Genomic DNA, 20,587 nt, shown 5'->3' with positions numbered 1-20,587 from the left:
AGTGGGGTTAGACGGCAAGTTCTAGGGCGTTATCTTCGGCGACTGGTGCGGCTGGTAGCTTGAAGATCTGGATGTTTTCTAGTAGATTTGTGGAGAGAATATTTAGTTGGTCGCCTAAATTTTGGGCATCTTGGGACTGGTGCGAAATTTCTTGACTGAGAGTCGATATCGATTCGATCGCGATCGTCGTGGAATCCGCTGCTGTGACAATTTGCTGACTGGCGGTAGAAACCATATTTCCTGACTCAACAACTTGGGCTGTGACTGCTTGCACCGTCGCAAACACGTCGCTAGCCTGCTTGACACCTTGGGTAAAAGTATTCACCAATCCACCCAATTTTTGAACATCGATATCTACCGATGACACCACTTGGTGAATCTGGGAACTCCGCTGCTCTAGACTTGCCAAACCTTCACTAGTTTGTTGTGCTAGTTGACTGACTTGGGTGGCGATTAATTCAAATTCTCGCGCTACGCCAGCAAACTGTTTGGGGTCGCGCTGTTCGGCGGCTCTAGCGGCTACTAGCGAGGCGTTGAGTGCCAAAATCTGAGTCTGAGTTACGATTTCACCTTGATCTTGGACGAATCTGTCGGCAAGACCGACGAATTCACCCAGGGTTTTAATTTCTTGGACGATTCGATCGCTCCCAGCTTGTAATACATCAATTTCCCGATCGAGACTGGAAATCGTCCCCTGTCCCTCGGTAACTGAAGATTGGAGCGTCACCAAAGATTGATTAGTGATATTCAACTGCTGCATGGTATTTTGGGCTGATTGGCGCACATTGCGCGTCAACAGCAACATTTGACCGACTTCTTCAGACTGCTTGCTGGTGCTTTGAGCGACAGTAGTTGCCAGGTCTTTTTGGGTTTTACTATTGGCATCGACCCGATCTGCTGCTACCGATACTTGTCGTAGCGTTCGACCCAATTCCTCGATCAGCCGATTGATCGTATCGCTCACCAATCCAGTCGCGCGATCGTTTACCTGTGCTTGAATCGTCAGATTGCCAGATTCAATTTCACTAACGACATCTAGCAATTCACCAATATCTTGTTGGAGTTGCTCGTTTTCTTGGCGAGTCAATTGTTCTTGAATTTGCCGCTGGAAGGCTTCATTTTCTAGCTGCAAATTGACTTGGAGCAGATTATCTTGTGAGGATTGAAGATTGGCTTGAGCCAATTGCCGATCGCGAATATAACTTCTAACAGCTAATACAGTCACGATACTCGTCAATGCCAACAGACCCAAACCAGCAATTGCTAGCAAAATTGCCCGATCCAAAGCCTGTCGCTGCGACTGGATTTGAATGTTGATATTTTCTTTGATTTTGCTAATGATGGTTTGGGCACTTTCGATATAAAACCGTTTCTCGCGATCGTACTCCTGACTGAGGATGAGTGTTTTAGCAGCTTCGAGTTGACGATTCTTAACTAGTGCGGACACCCGATTTTCGATCGCGATTAATTGCTGCATCGATAGTTTAGATCGATCGAACACATCTTTGACAGTTGCAGGTACTTCAGCACCCAATTCGGTAGTCGCTGTCTGGAGATCGAAAGTATTACTCCGATAGCGTTTTTGCCACAATTGTTGACCGGGTGGGAATACCAAATTTTCTGACATTGCCGAATCTAGATAGGCAGTGCGGTTGCTCAGTTCTTGAAGATTGGTCTGCCGTTCTACGGTCACTTTGAGGTTTTGAGAAGCATTCCAAACGTTCCAAGTTGCCGCTCCGGTCAATCCCAAGTTCAGACAAGCTGAAGAGACGATCGCGCTGACTAAATTTGCTCGAACGAACTGCTGGATTTTCTGGAAAAAGCTAGGTTGATTGGTGCTATTCATAATTGAGGTGATTGACTAAATCTGTCTGCTGGGGGTTGCCATGACTTTTGGCTATTCGAGCTAGCAATGTAAAGTCCTCTATCTACTCTAGAATTCCCAATTACATGTTTTGGATCGACAATCTAGCTAATAAAAAATTCCCACTGGTATTCAGTGAGAATTAATTTTTTAGAGATTGCTAAATTCAGAGCTATGTAGGAAGGCTTAATTAAATCCGATCGCTGCCAATAGTTCTGGCTCTGGCTGCGATCGCGTCAGATCCAGTAAACCAGCAAGCGATAATAATTGTGGCTGTTGGAGACCATCGAGAAATCCGCTTTGACTAAAGTAGGCAAAGTATGTCTCCAGCAGATCGTCAGTCAGTTCTGGACAACTAATCGAGGTGCCCTTCAATCCATCGATCGCATTTCGATCGCTAACATTTCCTAAATTTAGGACATCTAAATATTTGGCATCAGCGGCACTGTTAGCACTCAAGAGTGGAGCTAGAGATTTGAGGGCATTGTCTTGAGTGGCATCGAGTTCGAGTAACCGATTCAACCAGCGATCGTAGTCCACATATTGCATCTCATAATTGAGCGATCGCATCTTATCTACTAATTGTGCCAGTGACAAAGCATGAGGGTTGCTAAAGTGAAATGCTTTACCCCAAGCTGACTGCTGACTTGCCAATTTAACAATCGCTTGGCTGACATAATCGACAGGCGTGAGGTGCATCGGCAAGGGTAATGATGGTGCGATCCGCATCTGGATTAAACCTTTAATCAGTCGGCTCACGAGATCTTCGGTATTGGAACAGCCAGTTTGACTGTGACCGATAATCATCCCCGGTCGGTGAATACAGGTAGGAATGCCCCGCTCGTGAGCGGTTTTGACCAGTTTTTCGGCAACCCACTTACTTTGTGCGTAGCCGCTACCAGGTAGCTCGGTGGCTGGAAATTCATCATCCTCAGGCAGTTGCGTCAACTGGGAACGACCGCCAGACTGAAAGACATCTAGGGTTGAGATAAAATGAACTGGTTTGACTTTGACCTGACTGGCGAGTCTCAAGATTTCTGTTGTCCCTCGGACATTGGTATCTCTCATGGCTGCATAAGGATAGACCAAATTCACATACGCGCCATTGTGGTAGATCGTATCGATCTGTCCGGCTAGCTGGTGAAATTCGGGAGCAGATAGACCCAACAGCGGCTCAGAGAGGTCGCTAGGGACGGGAATGACGCGGCTGCTATGAGCGATCGCACCGTTTAGTGCGTAGCGATCGAGATTATGCTGGAGTTTTTGGCGACCGACTTGGATGCTAGAGCACCGAACCGCACAGTAAATAGTCGCAGTAGTGGTTCTGAGTAATTCATCGAGCAGAAAAGCTCCCAAAAATCCAGTAGCTCCAGTCAAGAAAATATGTTGCGGTGTTAGGCTTGGCTCGAAACCAAGTGTTTCGGGGCAAATACTCGGATCTAGCTGGGCATCTGCTAGAATTTGCCGTTCGAGATCGGTAACTGAGTCAGCGAGATTCAGCTTCGCAGCTAGTTGGGGTTGTCTCGCAGTGACGATCGCGTGAGCCAATCCAGCCACAGTCGGCGCACCAAACAAATCGCTCAATCCGAGCTTGACGGCAAAAGTTTCTTCCACTTGAGTCATCATTTTGGCGACGAATAGGGAATGACCGCCCAGATCGAAGAAATTATCATCGATACCGACGGGTGCGATGCCCAGCAATTGACTCCAGATCTGTGCCAGATCTCGCTCGATCGCATTACGCGGTGCGACCATTGCGACGGCTAGCTCTGGTCGATCCTGACTGGGAGCGGGGAGCGCGCGCCGATCGACTTTACCATTCGGCGTGAGTGGGAATTTATCCATCATCACAAATACACTCGGTACCATGTATTCTGGTAATTTCTCTTTGAGATAACCGCGTAGGTTCGGTAGTAAATTCGGGGTCTGCGCCGCAACCAGATAACCCACTAACTGTTTTTCGCCAACATTATCCTCTCTAGTAACGACCGCCGCCTCTCTAATATCCACATATTGAGAAATCGCTGCTTCAATATCGCCCAGCTCGATCCGATGCCCCCGGATTTTGACTTGGTTATCGACTCTGCCAATAAACTGAATGCTGCCATCGGACGACAACCGCGCCAGATCGCCAGTTTTATACAGCAGCGCACCAGGTTTGGTACTAAACGGATCGGGTACAAACCGCTGTGCGGTCATTTCGACGCGATCGAGATAACCCCGTGCCAGTCCGTCGCCACCAATCAGAATTTCACCCGGTTGACCGTCAGGGACTCGTGTAAGTACATCATCTTGGCGATTGGATCGTTGGTTTGTGATGTAGATTTGGGTATTGGCGATCGGATGACCGATCGATACCGCCTGAGTACCTGGCTGGACTTGATAAATTGCCGACCAGATCGTGGTTTCAGTTGGGCCATACATATTCCACAATGAGGCGCAGCATTCTAATAGTCGATCTGCCAAGCTCCGCGTCATCGCTTCGCCACCACTAAGAATTTTGAGCTGTGGATTACCATTCCAACCAGTTGCTAACAATAATCGCCACGTCGCCGGAGTCGCCTGCATAAATGTCGTCTCAGATGCGGCGATCTCCGCTGCCAATCGCGCGCCATCAGCGGCTATTTCCCGACTGACCAAGACAATTTTCGCCCCGATCGTCAGTGGTAAAAATAATTCGAGGACGGCAATATCAAATGAGATCGTAGTCACCGCTAGCAGGGTATCCGCAGCGGTCAAACCCGGTTTTACGAGCATCGATTCCAAAAAATTGACCACGCCACCATGAAGCACCTGCACGCCTTTAGGCTTACCTGTCGAACCAGATGTATAGATTGTATAGGCAACATTGTCGGCAGTTACATCGCTGGTTACACAATCCTGACTCTGGATCTCGATCTGGGATCGATCTGTTTCTAGCACGATGACGCGGGCTAAGGTTGAGGGCAGATTGGCTAGTTGTGCCTGCTCGGTGAGTAAAATTGGTAACTTGGAATCTGCCATCATGAAAGCTAATCGATCGGTTGGATAACTAGGATCGAGGGGCACATAAGCTCCACCTGCTTTAAGTACTGCGAGTAATGCAACGAGCATATCTACCGATCGTTCGATACACACCCCCACGAGTGTTTCTGGTTTGACACCCAAAGATTGAAGGTAATGCGCTAGTTGATTCGCTTTTTGGTCTAATTCTAGGTAAGTTAATTTTCGATCCTGAAATGTGACCGCGATCGCTGCGGGAGTCTGTAAAACTTGGCGTTCTACCAGTTGGTGAATTAAATTACTAGGCTTAACACTTATCATCTTACCCTCCATAATATCTCGCTCTGAAAGTTTGCAATCAAACACTTTATTCCATAGTTCAGAGATAAGATCGGGAAGAAAATCTCAGAATTATTCCAGATTTTAAAAATTAAATATTTAAACTTATAGCAAATATATAGATCTGTTGACATCGCTGTTGTTTGGTGATATAGATCGAAAATGAACCGATCTAACATCACAATTAAAGATAATTATTAGAGTGGAAAGTAGATAAAATGGAGGCTAAAAGAGCAGTATTTTCAAGAGTAGATCTGAAAAACCCCGATTGTTTACCAATCGGGGTTGTAAATATTTAAGGTCGGTGATGAGTGGTAGCAATCGAATACTAATATTTTATTGCCATATACCAATACCTAATTTTCGCTACTGCGCTGTCATCCCCCCATCCGCCGCAATAATTGAGCCTGTTAAAAAAGAAGCCTCATCCGATGCTAAGAACAGGGCTAAATTAGCAATTTCACTCGGTTCGCCAGGTCTACCGATCGGTTGAAATCGATCGATTTCGGCATAGATCTTATCGAGTCCACCCATCATCTCGGCATGAGCATAATTAATCGGTGTATCTACCCAGCCCGGACAAATGCAGTTGCAGCGAATTCCCTGCTTGGCATAATCTAGCGCGATGCCTTTGGTCAGCATCACGATCGCGCCTTTAGATGCCGCATATACCGAGAGAAACGGCTCGGCAACTAGTCCATTCACACTCGAAATATTGACGATCGAACCTGCTTGTTGGCGCAGCATGTGGGGAATTGCCGCGCGACTACCATACATGTAGCCTTTGACATTGATATTTAAGGTGCGATCGATCTCATCATTACTCACCTCATGAAAAATTCCTGGTAGATTGACCCCAGCATTATTAACCAGGATATCAATTCGATCGTATAGTTCTACACACTGCCGGATGAAGCCATCGACAGCAACAGAATTACTCACATCCGCAGTTACAGCCGCCGCAATCCCGCCAGCCGCCTGAATCCCCGCGACCGTTTCAGCTACCGCTGTTGGATTGATATCTACACACACCACTTTTCCGCCTTCTAATGCCAATCTTTGGGCAATCGCTCGACCAATTCCCGATCCGGCACCCGTAACTACACATGCTTTTGCTGCTACTCTACCCATTAGCATCACCCCTTTGTATTAATATTAAATCCATAATGCCAGCTCTCAAATTATCACCCTTGTGCTTATGTTCGATCGGCATTCCCCGATATCTGAAAATAATGCTGCGACACCACCCCATAAACTCTCGACTAGCAGTCTTGCCAAAGTATTTGCCTACAAAGACGATCGACAACTGTTGGTACTAGACAACATCAATATCCATCTCGATGCAAATGAATTTGTCTGTCTCGTTGGTGCTTCAGGATGTGGCAAATCGACACTGCTGAAAATTATTGCCGGATTGGAGCAACCTTCATCGGGACAAGTATCGATCGAGGATGAAGTAGTCTTAGGGCCAGGTGCCGATCGCGGGATGGTGTTTCAAAATTATACGCTCTTCCCCTGGCGATCGGTCGCAGAGAATGTCAGCTTTGGGCTGGAATTAAAAGGATTATCCAAAGCAGAACGTCTCAAACAGGTTGCTTATTATCTAGATGTTGTCGGCTTGACGAAATTTGCTGATGCCTACCCCAAACAGCTCTCTGGGGGCATGAAACAGCGCGTGGCGATCGCTCGCGCCCTCGCGAACGAGCCAGCCGTATTACTCATGGACGAACCCTTTGGCGCGCTAGATGCCCAAACCAAATCACAAATGCAACAATTTATGCGGGAACTCTGGGCGCGCACCCAAATTACGATCCTGATGGTGACACATGATGTCGAAGAAGCAATCTTTCTGTCTCAACGCATCTATGTCATGGGTGCCCATCCTGGCTGTATTAAAGCGGAGATTTCGATCGATCTGCCCGATTCTCGATCCTTAGAACTAAAACTAGCACCAGAATTCGTCCAAATTAAACGCCAAATCATCCACGCCCTCGGACACTAAATCCCCTATTTCCTATTCCCTCATGACAGCCACTCGACGCAAACATCTCCAGCCTTCACAATTTTGGAATATTCGGCGGGGTATCCCGCGACGGCTGAAACTGCTGATGCCGATAATTGGATTAGTCACACCGCTACTATTGTGGTCGATCCTCAGCTATGGCGGTTTCACATCGCCGACATTCTTGCCTGCTCCTACTGCTGTCATGGCGGCGGGGTGGCAAATGTGGCAAGCAGGAACTCTACTTCCAGATATTTTAATTAGTACCGGACGAGTGCTGGGCGGATTTTTAGCGGCTGCGGTAGTTGGGATACCATTAGGCATCGCTACTGGCACATTTGAAAGTATCGATGGTTTATTCAAGCCATTAGTTGGAACGGTGCGTTATATGCCAATGACCGCATTTGTGCCATTGATTATGATTTGGGTAGGGCTAGAAGAAAATGCCAAGATCGTGATGATTTTTCTGGGGATTGTCCTCTACAACTCAATCATGATTGCTGATGCCATTAAGTTTATTAGTGACGATCTATTAAATGCTGCTTATACCCTGGGTGCCAATCGCCGCGAAATTTTATTCAAGGTGATTTTACCAGCATCATTACCCAGCATTTTGGATACATTGCGGGTGAATATTGCTGGAGCCTGGAATTTTTTGATTTTTGCCGAGTTAATTGCCGCTCAATCTGGTTTGGGCTTTCGGATTATCCAATCCCAAAGATATCTAAACACCGATAAAGTACTGTTTTGTATTGTCACGATCGGGCTAATTGGCTTAGTCACTGACTATATATTTCATCGATTAGCTATTGCACTTACTCCGTGGGCAGACCATAATTAACTTCAGAAGGTAACTTTTATTAAAAACCCAGCATTTTTGGCATCTAATCCGATCCTTCAAACCTCTAAATATTCAAGATAGATATTATGCGCCGTAGAGATGTCCTCCGTTCTTCTGCTTTATTTACTGTCGGTGCAGTTTCCACATCAGTACTGGGTAGCTGTGGTAATAAAGCCGCAATTCAACCTACTACCGTTGTTCCAGTCAAGAAAGCACCTTTACGCATCGCCCTAATTCCCTGGATTGGCTGGGGTGGTGCTTATATTGCCGAAGTCAAAGGATTTTTCAAGGAAGAGGGAATTGAAGTTAAGCAAACTGTCTTCCAGACTGTATCCGAAGTCAATACTGCACTCCTCTCCAAGCAGATGGATCTGTCTTGGTTAGTCGCTACAGATCTGTTAGTATTAGCGGCAAAAGCTCCCGATCTCAAATTTATTTATGCTTGTGACTACTCTGGTGAAGTAGACGCGATCGTCAGTCATGGCATCAATGCTCCGGCTGACTTAAAAGGCAAAAAAATCGCTAGGGAAGATATTCCTTATGAAGTTGTTTTTACTAATAAATATCTCGAATCAGTCGGCTTAACCGATAAAGATGTCCAAATAGTCTCTTTAGCAGTTCCAGATGCTCATGCTGCTTTTATTGCTGGTAAGGTTGATGCAGCGACAATTTATGAGCCATTTGTTGGTAAAGCTCTCAAAGGTAGACCTGGATCTAAGGTATTGTATACAGCAAAAGGTAGCAATACGATCGCCAATGGTTTAGCCGCAGATAATTCGATTTTGAAGACACGAACAGCAGATGTATTAGCTTACTTACGGGCTTTTGCTAAAGGGATGAAATATGCCGCAGACTATCCACAGGAAGCTAATGGATTAATTGCCAAATGGGTAGGCGCGACACCAGCAGAAGTAGCCGCACAGATGGCACAAATCAGATTGCTAGATATGGCTGCAAATAAATCGATCGTCTTCGATGATACAAATCCTTTGAATGCAATTAATAGTATTGATTCTGCTGCCCCAATTCTACTCAAAGCAGGCAAAATATCCAAGGTATTAGCTGGTAAGAATTTAGTAGATGGTTCTTTTGTGAAAGCAATCTAGCTAACTATTGTTACTACAAACCCTACTCCTCAAAGAAGTAGGGTTTGTGTTTTACCGACTTAGTGCAAGTTCGATCGATAAAAGTAGTAATTTGGTTTATTTAACCCAAGTTGTTACCTATAACTCCAGCGGTTGAAACCGCCGCTCGGAATGCAAAGTCCGCCTACGCGGACTGAAATCCCTAGTCCGCGTAGGCGGACTTTGCACCATTAGCCACGATTTCAATCGTAGGCGTTTTATGGGTAGCAACTTAGGTTATTTATTCAAAAACTACTGTTTTATTGCCATATACCAGCACCCGATTTTGGAGGTGATGACGGACTGCGCGCGCTAGCACGATCCGTTCGAGATCTTTACCTTTACGAATTAGATCGTCTACATCATCGCGATGGCTAACTCGAACGACATCCTGCTCGATAATTGGCCCAGCATCGAGTTCGGCGGTAATATAATGACCCGTTGCCCCAATAATCTTGACCCCGCGATCGTAGGCTTTGTGATAAGGATTGGCACCGACAAAAGCTGGGAGGAAGGAATGATGAATATTGATAATCTTGTGACTGGCAAAACTATCGATAAATTCGGGATTGATAATCTGCATATATTTAGCAAGAATTACCAGATCGATTCGATACTCATTGAGTAATGCTAATTGACGCTGCTGTTGCTCTTGTTTATTATCTTTGGTAATTGGTAAATAATGATAGTCGATTCCAAATTGGTTGGCGATCGGTTCGAGATCGGGATGGTTGCTAATAATCAGCGGAATTTCTGCTAAAAATTCGCGGGCTTGTTGTCGCCAGATTAAATCTAGCAAGCAGTGGTTTTGACGGCTGACAAAAATCGCTATCCGAGGCGCAGTATCAGAAAAATGGATCTGATAGGTACCATTTAAAGGTTGGGCGATCGCCCCAAAAGCTGGGGCAATTAAGTCTCGTGGGAGATTGAACCCTTCAATGTACCATTCGATCCGACTTAAAAATAAACCTGCATTAAAATCGGTATGGTGGTCGGCATGAATGATATTACCCCCATTAGCATAAATAAAATTGGCAATTTTAGCGACCAATCCCCGTCGATCGGGGCAAGAAAATAAGAGTGTTGCAGTTGGTTTCATACCGATCGTTCTACAGAGATTTGATTAAAGAACCATCGATTAAAGTTCCCGCATCAGCTAACTTTTTCACCCTACCATTTTCCAAGAGAATCTGTCCGCCCGATCGAATGCTACTTTCGACATTCAACGGGCTACTAGGATTAAATGCATCTACTTTATTTTTAACAATATCCAAAATATAAATTTTAGAACGCTGATCGGCGATTTCGGGTAGTCCGACTGCGAGCCATTTTGCCATCAGATCGTCAGCTTCCTTGCGGTTAGCCGCCGAAAACTTGAGTCCTTTGTCTACGCTCCGAATATAGGCGAGGATGTCATTGCGTCGCGATTCAATTACTTTCGCCTGAGCGACGATCGCGTTGGGAATGATGTTACTTGCTTTGGCTGAGAAGAGGATCTGAGCATCTGCACGCTGCTTGAGGGCTTTTCCCAAGTATGGATCGTAGGTAACGGCTGCATCAACTTTACCAGCCGCAAATGCTTTTGCTCCTGCTTCGGCTGTCAGCGAGACAATTTGTACGTCTTTTTCAGTCATACCGCCCAGCTTTAGGAATTCTCCAAGGAAAATAATCTCGTAGGGCACATCCTCGCAGGCAATTTTTTTGCCGCGCAAGTCGGCTGGTTTGGTAATCTTTTTACTGGCCAAAATTCCATCGACATCACCAGAATAATCTGTGACCATAATAGTCTTAATATCCGGCAGCTTGAGCGAGAGTATAATCGGATCGGTGGCAACCATCGCTGCCAAATCTAGCTTGCCAGCTAGGAATAGATCGTTTATTTCAGTAGGTGATGCAAAATATTGCTGCTCGACTTTAATACCTTCGGCTGCAAATAAATTCTTTTTGTCAGCCATTAACATCCCCTCACACCCAAACCAGTTAAGCACGCCCACTCTCAATGGTGTCAGGCTTTTGCTAGTATTAGAATCGGTCTGGCGATCGGGATCGGTACAAGCACTAAAAGCACTGGCACCTAAAGCACCCAATCCGAATAGAGCCGATGATTTAATCAGAGTTCTTCTACGCATGATGATGTTGTTTGTTGTTTTAGATAAATATACGATCGCTAGTTATCGATCGACCAATATTTGGGCTGCCATAAATTCGTGGGCACTAACGCAGAGCGCATCATCACCATCGATTCAGTTCGGTTGGCAGTAAATAGTTCTGGTGGTAATTCTTGGCGAGTACTACCACCGATTGCCCGATCGACAATTAAGCCCACATTTGCCAATTCTCGATCGCCGCGATCTTCTAGTAGTACCACTACTACTCGCTCTGGTAAAGATCTGGCGGCTACTTCCAGCAATCGATCTGTCGCAATTAGCGGTACGATCCGACCGTTACGATCGGCAATTCCCACCAGTAATGGGTCGTAAAACGGCAAATCGAGGATTTGGGATCGATCGATCCGGATAATTTCTGTTACCCAAGTTGCTGGCAACACCAGAGTGAGCCGTTCGACTTGAGTGAGAATAAATCGCTGCTCCAAATCGGCAGTTGCCCCAACAATTGGTGGCATTAAATTGGTAATATTGGCACTCATGAGATAGACGGGGGTTTAAGGATCGATGCTCGGCATGGTAAGACAAACTTAGATATCTTCAGAGCTACTATTCCTATGCCGGAATCTTGGCGAGAATCTGTTCGATACTTTCACGACTGACTGGCTTGGGTAGATAATCATTGGCTCCAGCTCGCTGAATACCATAGTTGACTTCTAGAGGCGTTTTTTTGCTAGAACAGAACACCACATACTGATTGGCAGTAGTGGGATTGAGTCGCACCGTTCGTAAAAACTTATAGCCATCTTGTTCGGGCATGACTACATCTAAAAATACCAAATCGTATTTACCAGCCGCTACCACACTCAATGCATCTGTGGCACTCGCACAGACATCTACCTCATGTCCGAGAATTTCTAGCAAGGAAGCTAGCGCGTGTCTGTCTAAAGAACTATCATCAATGATTAAAAATCGCATAAAATTAAGTATTTAAATTTTAGATTCAGGTTGAGGTTGCAGGCGGGTTGAGTAGTCGGGAAATCAACTCTTCAAGTTGAACTTGAAAATCAATAATGCCAGCAGCAGTCAGCGGTTTGTTGAGAAACTCGCACCCACTCCACTGCGCCCGCCATTTATTAGAAAGTTTTTCTTCTCCAGTTAAAATCGCGAGGGGAATTGCCCGGAAAGCTGGTTGTTTGCGGAGTTGTTTGACTAGATCGAATCCCGAAATTTCTGGCATGTTAATATCGATAAAAATCACCGAAGGCTCGATCTCGGCAATCCTCGCTAGTGCAGTTCTAGCATCCTGACAAGTCTGCACCGTATAGCCTAGAGCCGATACCCAGTTCCGAAATTGCGATAGCAGCACTGGCGAATCATCGATGATCATCACAGTGGCACTCTTTTGCTGCTGGGGTGGTTTAAATTTGACCAAGCCAGTTTTTCCTAGTTTGGCAAACATCTGAGCGACTTCGAGGGGATCTTTTGCCATCTCTTCGGCAATTGTGCCGAGATTTTTGTCAGATTGAACTAGTCTCTCGATCCGCTGTTGTTGAGTCTCTGGTAAATTGGCTGTTTTCATTGCCGATCGATCGAGAATCGGGCACAACTTCATCGAAGGTACTTGCTCTCTGACTTTCATCCATTCCAACTGCCGCTGTGCGGCTGCATTAAATAGAGCCACCGGGTTAAAGCCATTAATTGGCAACCGATCTTCGAGATCTGAGGCAATAAATTTTGCCGAACCGCTACCCATCAATAAGTACAAATCCAAATCGTTTAAGATTTTGATTTGCAGTGCTGCTTGCAGTTGAGCTTCGCTGACGATCTGCGATTGCTTCATGGCTGCCAGTAATTGGGCGGAATCGATCGATCCTGCCTTTACTTGTTGCTTGAGTAGCTCGATCTGGAGTTTTGCCGCATAGCTGTGAGTTTGGATGACATATCGATCCACGACTCTGAGCAACATTTGTGGAGACCACACTCTACTGCCAGAATACAAGATTCGACCGTTGGCGATGCCCAGATTCCAGTAAAATGGTGGTTGGCGATCGGCAAATCGATCGAATTGATGCTCCCAATAGCCGCTGCCATTGTGCATGTGTTCGAGTAGTTGTTGTGATAGCCCCCGCGCAGAAAATGAAAACTGGTCTGCGGTTGCGGCAATAAGTTGATTCATGTTTTCCTGGTTGGAATCTGTGTCAACAGATCTAGCCTTAGCGATTCTAGATCTGGATAATCTTTTGTCAATAATTGTCACAGCTCATTAGTATTGAGGCACCCGAACACCTCATAATTATCGTCCTCCTACATAGAGTACCCAGGAAGAGAGTGGTTGTTTTCACGAGCCGATCGAATATTCTGAGTAGATATATCGATGATGCGTCCTTGGCGCAGCCTCTCTCTTGAAGCATCGAGCCAAAAAGTTCAATTACATGTAGCGTCAGCCGTTGACACGATTCATTCAAATAATATTAATCTGCTTTATTTAGATTATTTCTCGCTAAAGCGCGGGATAAGTTAAGAGCTTTTTGTCTATACCCTCGTTCATTACTTTTTAGCCACTCAGTGACCGATCTAACTCCAGATATCAATACTCTTTTGCTACCATTTCACCAATTTGGGGTGAACTTAGGGTTGAGCCGGATTCAAACTTTACTCGCAGCATTAGGCTCTCCCCATTTATCAGTGCCGATAATTCATGTGGCGGGTACTAATGGCAAAGGTTCGGTATGTGCTTATCTATCGAATATCCTCACCGCCGCAGGTTATCGCGTTGGGCGTTATACCTCGCCGCATTTAATCGACTGGAACGAGCGGATTTGTATCGATAACGAACCGATCGATACCGATCTTGCCATGAAAATTCTCGATCGAGTCATTGCCGCAATCGATCCGAATACGCCTACCCCCACCCAGTTTGAAATTGTGACTGCGGCGATGTGGGTATATTTTGCCCAGTCTCAAGTAAATATCGCGGTAATTGAGGTCGGATTGGGTGGCAGATTAGATGCAACTAATGTTTGCGACAATCCGCTGGCGACGGTAATTACTTCGATCTCGATCGATCACTGGCAACAACTCGGCGATACGATTTCCAAAATTACAGCAGAAAAAGCCGGAATTCTCAAACCCAACTGTCCAGCTATTATCGGCACGCTGCCACCCGATGCTGTAGCTGTTGTTACCGATCGCATCGCTGAACTTAATTGCCCCGCAACGTGGGTGAAACCCGCCGTGAAGGTGCCTTCAGTTGAATATACTTCCGATTCCACATCAGCGGCAGATTTATTGCCTTGGGTCGAATTTGATGGGGTTGAGTATCCCCTGGCTTTATTGGGCGAAATGCAATTAACCAATTCGGCAATTGCGATCGCCACAATTACTGTACTTCGCCAATCTAGCTGGAAAATTAGCGATACAGCAATTTTCACAGGGATGGCAAATACCCACTGGTTGGGCAGAATTCAGTGGACAACTTGGCACGGGCATAAATTATTAATCGATGGTGCCCACAACCCAGCCGCAGCCATCGCTTTACGTCAATATGTCGATACTTTAAATACCTCAATTAGTTGGGTGATGGGGATGCTATCGACCAAATCTCACCGCGATATTTTTGAAGCTTTATTGCGTCCTGGCGATCGATTATATCTACTTCCCGTCCCCGGACATAGTTCCGCCGATCCGATCGCACTTGCAGATATCGCCCGATCTCTAGCCGTAGATCTAGACTCAATTTCAATCCACCCAGACGAAAGCATAGCTCTAACCGCTGCCATTACTCATGCCAACACTCATCAACCCGTCCTCTGCGGCTCTCTTTATCTCCTCGGTCATTTTCTAAAGCAAAATCGAGAGTAAGGACGGGGGAACTGGGGGACGAGGAGACTTGGATATTCTCAATCCACAATCTCCCATCTCCGTTGGCGTGGCCGCCCTGAAGGGGCTACTCCTATCTCCCCGCTCCTAAAGCGTTTCTAAATAACTCAGCAAATCGGCCATCTCTTGCGGATTGGGCTGAAACTGGGGCATGGGGGGAGTATTGCCGCTGATGACTTGTTCGATCAGACTGTGAGGGGACTTGCGCTTGGAAATTTCGAGCAAGCTCGGCCCGACGCGTCCGCCAGCATTTAAGCCATGACAACCGCTACAATTGATCTGAAAGATAGCATGTCCTAAGGTAGGGTCACCTGTCTTAGACAATACGCTAGTCATATAGGGATTGGCTGCTTGAAGCGACTGCCAACCGACGATCGCACACAAACAGAGCGACAAGCAAACGAACAGGATCGGTCCGATCTGTTGCCCTGATGGTTGCTTGAGTTTAGGTAGTCGGATATCCAAGACGTGCCTGCTACTGGTGAAGTTAAATTACAAATATAAGATGCAGATCTCGCAATAGAGCCATACACCGCCACTTATAGTGTATCTATAAATTTAAGATTTACGATACATTTCTTAAATATCTTAAGCTTTTTCTCGCATTGTAAAGTTTTGCGTTCACGATCGCACGCGCTATTTGCGATAACCTGCTGCAACTACCTTGCATCCAGCCCCCAAAAACCGATACGCTAGAGGAAATTCTTTCAATCGATACGGAGTCTCTTACGCGTGGTAGAACCTTTACTATCTGGAATCGTCCTCGGCTTAGTTTTCATTACTCTGGCTGGCTTATTTGTGGCAGCTTACCTCCAATACAAGCGCGGCAATCAAATCGGGATGTAATTACGGACAAGGGGAAAGCGAAAAGTGCGTACTTGGGGTTTTCCCTGTCTTGTCTCGCCTTTTTTGACGGGGAACCCGTCCAAAGGCGAGCCGCAAGTGAAGCACCTTTTCAAGACAGGGTAAAGGGGAAAGTAGGCAAAACCGATTATTTCCTTTCTTTAACCTTTTTTCCTAGATAGATCGTACTGTTATAAACGTACTGTCGAACTCGCACGCATCTATACTTCGATCGTCGATCGATAGAAGGAAATTGCCGTATTTCCGTAAACTTTGTGGAGACATAATTCAAGTGTTGGCAGCGATGCTGGTAAGATACTCAACTGAGGATCGGGACTGTGTTCTACAGCAATTTCGCCCAGCGGCGCGAGTAATTGCAACCGATCGATCTCTGCTAATATTGGCTGATATAATCCCCCGGCATAGGGTGGATCGAAATAGATGCGATCGAATGTCTGTCCTGCTAAATCTATTAGTCGATCGAGAACATCGCCGCGTATAACCCGAATGGTTTGGGATGCGCTAGCAACTTTTTGCCAATTTTGCTCGATAATATCACAAGCTGCACTCGCTCGCTCGATCGCGATCGCCATCTGCGCCTCTCGACACAAAGCCTCTGCACCCATCGCACCGCTACCACCGCACAAATCCAACCACCGACAATCAGCAATCGACCCCTGCCAAATATTAAATACCGCCTGTCTCACCCGCGCTGGTGTAGGTCTAGTTTCCAATCCTGGCAACGTTTTTAGCTCTCGATTACCATAGATTCTGATACTCATTCGCAAGGGGAGTGTGGGAAGTGTGGGGAGTGTGGGAGGCAATCTGGAACACAGTTAGTTCTAAAACCTATTCCCTAACACCCAAAACCTAAAGCCTAAAGCGTAACCTGTTTAAAGTGATTGCGAGGATCGAAGGTGCGGGTGCTGCGGATTTTTTCGTATAGCTCTCGCTCGTTGGGGGTGATGGTTTTAGGAGTTGCGATCGTAATTTTGGCTAATTGATCGCCGCGTTCGCCGCGTGGATTCGCCCAGCCTTTACCGCGCAGTCGCAGAGATTGACCGGAACGCACGCCAGCAGGCACGTTAACTGTCACCATGCCATCTGGGGTGGGAATTTCGATTTGGGCACCCAGAACTGCCTCGTCGGGGGTAACGGGGACTTCGCAGATGAGTTGTTCGCCATCGAGTCTAAAGAAGGGATGGGGTTGTAATTCGACGGTGAGGTATAAATCGCCGCGTTGTTTGTAATTATTGATATTGCCTTTACCGCGTACTCTAATCCGGCTGCCAGCTTTGGCTCCACCAGGGATACGGACTTTGATTGTTTCGGTGCCGAGATTGAAGCTTTTTTGGACACCTTTATATGCTTCGGTAAGTGAGAGGCTGATGGTGGCTTCGCGATCGCCGCCGACGCTACTAGAACTACTCGTGCTAGCATTGGCATTAAACCCATCGCCGCTAGTCTTGGCTGATGCTTTCGCGCCAGCCGGATTGGAGTTGCTAGCATTATTATTAAATCGTCCTAGCAGCTCGTTGACAAAATCATCAAAGTTATTGTATTGTCCGAAGTCAACCGTGTTAAAGTCGCCAGGAGTATTGCTAGGAGTATTGCTGGCAGTCGATCGCGGGTTGCTTTTCGGTTGTTCTGATTGTTTCCAGTATTGTCCGAATCTGTCGTATTGACTGCGTTTCTCGGTATCCGAGAGGACTTCGTTGGCTTCGGTAATTTCTTTAAATTTGGCTTCAGCCGTTTTATCCCCCGGGTTGAGATCGGGGTGATATTTACGTGCCAATCGCCGATAGGCTTTTTTAATATCGTCTGCGCTAGCGTTCTTGTTCACTCCTAAGAGCGCGTAATAGTCTCGAAAATTTGTCGCTGCCATATTTCAGTCAGAGGCTAATGGATACCGATTTGCTAAACCGTCGGGGAAACCGACGAGCGCGAATCAAAAGGGTGGCTAAAGATAACTGTTTGCCTTTGGCGTTCGCGTTGGCGAAGCCTGCCGTAGGTACAGCCTCTCGAAGAGAAGAGAAGAGAAGCATACCAGAGGTGCTTGTTACTTCATTATGCCCTGATTACCTACAAAGTTGATGAATCCCCGTTCGTAATGGTGGAAATCGCGATCGAAAAGAGTCAACTCACTGCTTAGAAAAGTTGCGATCGCGATCGTTTACTATTACTTGTGATGCAAGATTAAGGCGACATCCTTAGCAAAATACGTCAGAATCAGATCTGCACCAGCGCGCTTGATACTCAGCAGTGTTTCCATCATAATTTTTTTCTCGTCGATCCAGCCGAGTTGGGCGGCGGCTTTGATCATTGAGTACTCACCACTGACATTATAAGCGGCGACTGGAACGTTGCAGTTGGCTTTGACTTGGTGGATGATATCCATGTAAGCTAGTGCGGGTTTGACCATCACCATATCGGCACCTTCGGCAATATCGAGTTCGACTTCGAGTAGAGCTTCGCGTGCATTCGCCGGATCCATTTGGTAAGTTTTTTTATCACCAAATTTGGGCGCAGAATCTAGTGCATCGCGGAAGGGGCCATAATAAGCAGATGCATATTTGGCTGAGTAGGCGAGAATGCCGACATCGGTAAAGCCACTAGCATCTAAACCTTGGCGAATCGCTCCAATTCTGCCGTCCATCATATCTGAAGGTGCGACGATATCGCAGCCTGCTGCGGCTTGCGAAACAGCCATTTTCACCAGGATGGCAACAGTTTCATCGTTGAGGATAACACCACGATCGTCGATTACGCCATCGTGTCCGTGTGTGGTAAAAGGATCGAGTGCAACGTCGGTAATTACCATCATGCCAGGAGTTTGCGCTTTAATCGCTCTGACAGCCTGTTGAGCCAATCCTTCAGGATTGAAACTTTCGGTACCATTATCGTCTTTTTTAGTTTCTGAGACGACGGGAAATAGAGCTACTGCTTTAATTCCCAAGCTATAAATTTCGGCAATTTCCTTGAGTAGCAGATCGAGACTATATCGATAACAATCTGGCATCGAGACAATTTCTACCCGTTGATTTTCGCCTTCGGTGACAAACATTGGATAGATTAAATCGTCTACTGTCAATTGGGTTTCGCTAACGAGACTGCGGATAGTAGGATTGCGGCGCAACCGTCGGGGACGTTTGGTAAGCGAAAGTTGCTGTTCGGCTTCAGAATTCGATCGAGACATAAGAAGTAAGTAGATCGCAGTAGCCAATGATTATACCGAAAAAGTCCGATCGGAATGGAATGTTTTAAGGGTTTGTGATGTTGGGAGCGGGGAGACGGGGGAATGGGGAACATGAATAAATTTTTAATCTAAAATTCTCCTTACTTCTTACTCCTTACTTCTTACTCCCAACTCCCATCTCCCATCTCTTCATGCCATCATCGAGGCGTATGGTTTGGCGAAGATCATTCTTCCGGCGGATGTTTGGAGTGCAGAGGTGACGATAATACGTAAGCCGCCACCGACGTATTTGCGACCTTCTTCGACGACGACCATCGTACCATCATCGAGATAGCCGATGCCTTGGGAGGCTTCTTTGCCGTCTTTGATAATTTTTATTTCCAGACAGTCGCCAGGTAAATAAATCGGGCGGACGGCGTGAGCGAGATCGTTGACGTTTAAGACAGAAACTTCCTGTAAATTGGCGACTTTGCTCAAATTGTAGTCATTGGTGAGCAAAGTGGCATGAATTTCGCTGGCAAAGTGGACTAGTTTCGCATCCACAGTTGCGATATCCTGATAATCGATCGGGTGGATGATGAGTCGATCGGGAAAACCATCTTTCATCCGATTGAGAATGTCTAAACCCCTGCGTCCGCGAATCCGTTTCATATCGTTGGCGGCATCTGCCAGCGTTTGCAATTCCTGGATCACAAACTGCGGGACTAAAATTTGTCCTTCTACAAATCCGGTATTTAATAACTCTTCAATGCGTCCGTCGATAATGCAGCTAGTATCGATAACTTTGGGTGAGATGGCTTTGAGAGTGCCTTCCGCGACTAGCATCGATTCGACATTTTGGGGATTTAGCAACCGCAAAAATGCGCCGCCGTGAGTATCGGCGAGCGTCACGCCCAAATAGCAAAACATCACGCTACCTAAAATTGCCAGTAACGGTTTGAGGAATGAAAACTCTGGGGCGATCGGTAACAAAAAGACTGGTGCTAACATCAAATTGGCAATTAACAACCCGATGACTAAGCCAACGGCTCTGGTTAACAGCACATCCACCGGGAGCTGTCGCACCTGAAGTTCTAAGCGGCGGTAAGCAGTTTTGACCACAAAGCCAAATATACCGCCAAATAAAGCCGCAAACCCAGCCGACACAATCCGTAAACCATCCTGATTGGTGACTTGTGCCAACATCTCACTGGGTAATATCTCCACGATATCGTAACCAATGCCTGCCGCTGCAAGAATTAGGAGCAGGATAATAGTAAAGTCGAGCATGAGTAAGCGTCCGATCGAGTCGAGTATGATTTAGATATCTCTAATCCCATTATATCTGGTACCGATCGGTTACACGGCATGATGGTAACTTTAAGTTGCACTTGGGGGAGGGGGGAGTTAGGAGTGTGGGGGGTGTGGGA

The 20,587-nt window shown here is 46.4% G+C and carries 18 protein-coding genes; 5 read left to right on the top strand and 13 right to left on the bottom strand.

Features of this window, described 5'->3' with window-relative positions; genetic code table 11:
• Positions 1 to 7: 7 nt before the first annotated feature.
• The 3 genes from RMO79_RS11375 to RMO79_RS11365 form a co-directional block, all read right to left on the bottom strand.
• Positions 8 to 1,846, bottom strand: coding sequence for a methyl-accepting chemotaxis protein (locus RMO79_RS11375; RefSeq protein ID WP_310483272.1), 1,839 nt, complete (start codon positions 1,844 to 1,846; stop codon positions 8 to 10).
• Positions 1,847 to 2,050: 204 nt separating this feature from the next.
• Positions 2,051 to 5,167 (bottom strand): amino acid adenylation domain-containing protein, encoded by a 3,117-nt coding sequence (locus RMO79_RS11370; RefSeq protein ID WP_310483271.1) that lies wholly within the window; start codon positions 5,165 to 5,167, stop codon positions 2,051 to 2,053.
• A 384-nt stretch (positions 5,168 to 5,551) separates the two neighbouring features.
• The gene (locus tag RMO79_RS11365; protein ID WP_310483270.1) at positions 5,552 to 6,316 is read right to left on the bottom strand and encodes an SDR family oxidoreductase; all 765 of its coding nucleotides are present in this window, start codon (positions 6,314 to 6,316) and stop codon (positions 5,552 to 5,554) included.
• A 67-nt stretch (positions 6,317 to 6,383) separates the two neighbouring features.
• On the opposite strand from RMO79_RS11365, the gene RMO79_RS11360 reads away from it, so the two are divergent.
• The 3 genes from RMO79_RS11360 to RMO79_RS11350 all read left to right on the top strand — a co-directional run bounded on the left by RMO79_RS11360 (position 6,384) and on the right by RMO79_RS11350 (position 9,134).
• On the top strand, positions 6,384 to 7,187 hold the full coding sequence (locus RMO79_RS11360) for an ABC transporter ATP-binding protein (RefSeq protein WP_310483269.1): 804 nt from the start codon (positions 6,384 to 6,386) through the stop codon (positions 7,185 to 7,187).
• A 22-nt stretch (positions 7,188 to 7,209) separates the two neighbouring features.
• Positions 7,210 to 8,028, top strand: a complete 819-nt coding sequence (locus tag RMO79_RS11355) for an ABC transporter permease (RefSeq protein WP_310483268.1) — start codon at positions 7,210 to 7,212, stop codon at positions 8,026 to 8,028.
• An 86-nt stretch (positions 8,029 to 8,114) separates the two neighbouring features.
• A complete protein-coding gene (locus tag RMO79_RS11350; RefSeq protein WP_310483267.1) occupies positions 8,115 to 9,134 on the top strand; it encodes an ABC transporter substrate-binding protein in 1,020 nt (339 codons plus the stop codon).
• 259 nt (positions 9,135 to 9,393) lie between these two features.
• On the opposite strand, the gene purU is transcribed toward RMO79_RS11350, so the two are convergent.
• The 5 genes from purU to RMO79_RS11325 form a co-directional block, all read right to left on the bottom strand.
• Complete coding sequence (gene purU / locus RMO79_RS11345) at positions 9,394 to 10,251, bottom strand: formyltetrahydrofolate deformylase (RefSeq protein ID WP_310483266.1); 858 nt, start codon at positions 10,249 to 10,251, stop codon at positions 9,394 to 9,396.
• A gap of 10 nt (positions 10,252 to 10,261) precedes the next feature.
• A complete protein-coding gene (locus tag RMO79_RS11340; protein WP_310483265.1) occupies positions 10,262 to 11,281 on the bottom strand; it encodes an ABC transporter substrate-binding protein in 1,020 nt (339 codons plus the stop codon).
• Between the two features lie 38 nt (positions 11,282 to 11,319).
• On the bottom strand, positions 11,320 to 11,799 hold the full coding sequence (locus RMO79_RS11335; RefSeq protein WP_310483264.1) for a chemotaxis protein CheW: 480 nt from the start codon (positions 11,797 to 11,799) through the stop codon (positions 11,320 to 11,322).
• 73 nt (positions 11,800 to 11,872) lie between these two features.
• Entirely contained in the window at positions 11,873 to 12,235 is a 363-nt protein-coding gene (locus RMO79_RS11330; RefSeq protein ID WP_310483263.1) for a response regulator, read from the bottom strand.
• A 25-nt stretch (positions 12,236 to 12,260) separates the two neighbouring features.
• Complete coding sequence (locus RMO79_RS11325; RefSeq protein ID WP_310483262.1) at positions 12,261 to 13,436, bottom strand: response regulator; 1,176 nt, start codon at positions 13,434 to 13,436, stop codon at positions 12,261 to 12,263.
• Positions 13,437 to 13,825: 389 nt separating this feature from the next.
• On the opposite strand from RMO79_RS11325, the gene RMO79_RS11320 reads away from it, so the two are divergent.
• Positions 13,826 to 15,121 carry a folylpolyglutamate synthase/dihydrofolate synthase family protein gene (locus RMO79_RS11320; protein ID WP_310483261.1) on the top strand — a complete coding sequence of 432 codons (1,296 nt, stop codon included), beginning with the start codon at positions 13,826 to 13,828 and terminating at the stop codon, positions 15,119 to 15,121.
• 105 nt (positions 15,122 to 15,226) lie between these two features.
• Here the strand turns inward: RMO79_RS11320 and RMO79_RS11315 are convergent, their stop codons facing one another.
• Positions 15,227 to 15,535, bottom strand: a complete 309-nt coding sequence (locus RMO79_RS11315) for a c-type cytochrome (RefSeq protein WP_396136575.1) — start codon at positions 15,533 to 15,535, stop codon at positions 15,227 to 15,229.
• A 336-nt stretch (positions 15,536 to 15,871) separates the two neighbouring features.
• On the opposite strand from RMO79_RS11315, the gene petG reads away from it, so the two are divergent.
• Positions 15,872 to 15,985, top strand: a complete 114-nt coding sequence (gene petG, locus RMO79_RS11310; RefSeq protein ID WP_310483259.1) for a cytochrome b6-f complex subunit V — start codon at positions 15,872 to 15,874, stop codon at positions 15,983 to 15,985.
• Between the two features lie 218 nt (positions 15,986 to 16,203).
• Here the strand turns inward: petG and rsmD are convergent, their stop codons facing one another.
• The 4 genes from rsmD to RMO79_RS11290 form a co-directional block, all read right to left on the bottom strand.
• A complete protein-coding gene (gene rsmD, locus RMO79_RS11305) occupies positions 16,204 to 16,764 on the bottom strand; it encodes a 16S rRNA (guanine(966)-N(2))-methyltransferase RsmD (protein ID WP_310483258.1) in 561 nt (186 codons plus the stop codon).
• 95 nt (positions 16,765 to 16,859) lie between these two features.
• On the bottom strand, positions 16,860 to 17,867 hold the full coding sequence (locus tag RMO79_RS11300) for a DnaJ C-terminal domain-containing protein (protein ID WP_310483257.1): 1,008 nt from the start codon (positions 17,865 to 17,867) through the stop codon (positions 16,860 to 16,862).
• Between the two features lie 294 nt (positions 17,868 to 18,161).
• Positions 18,162 to 19,178 (bottom strand): porphobilinogen synthase, encoded by a 1,017-nt coding sequence (gene hemB, locus RMO79_RS11295; protein ID WP_310483256.1) that lies wholly within the window; start codon positions 19,176 to 19,178, stop codon positions 18,162 to 18,164.
• A gap of 189 nt (positions 19,179 to 19,367) precedes the next feature.
• Positions 19,368 to 20,447: a PIN/TRAM domain-containing protein gene (locus tag RMO79_RS11290; RefSeq protein ID WP_310483255.1), complete on the bottom strand. Its 1,080-nt coding sequence runs from the start codon at positions 20,445 to 20,447 to the stop codon at positions 19,368 to 19,370.
• Positions 20,448 to 20,587 lie beyond the last annotated feature (140 nt).

This window comes from Chamaesiphon sp. VAR_48_metabat_403 (genome assembly GCF_031422475.1).
Classification (GTDB): Bacteria; Cyanobacteriota; Cyanobacteriia; order Cyanobacteriales; family Chamaesiphonaceae; genus Chamaesiphon.
The sequence above is the reverse complement of the archived record's forward strand: the minus strand, read 5'-3'. Positions and strand labels throughout refer to the sequence as shown.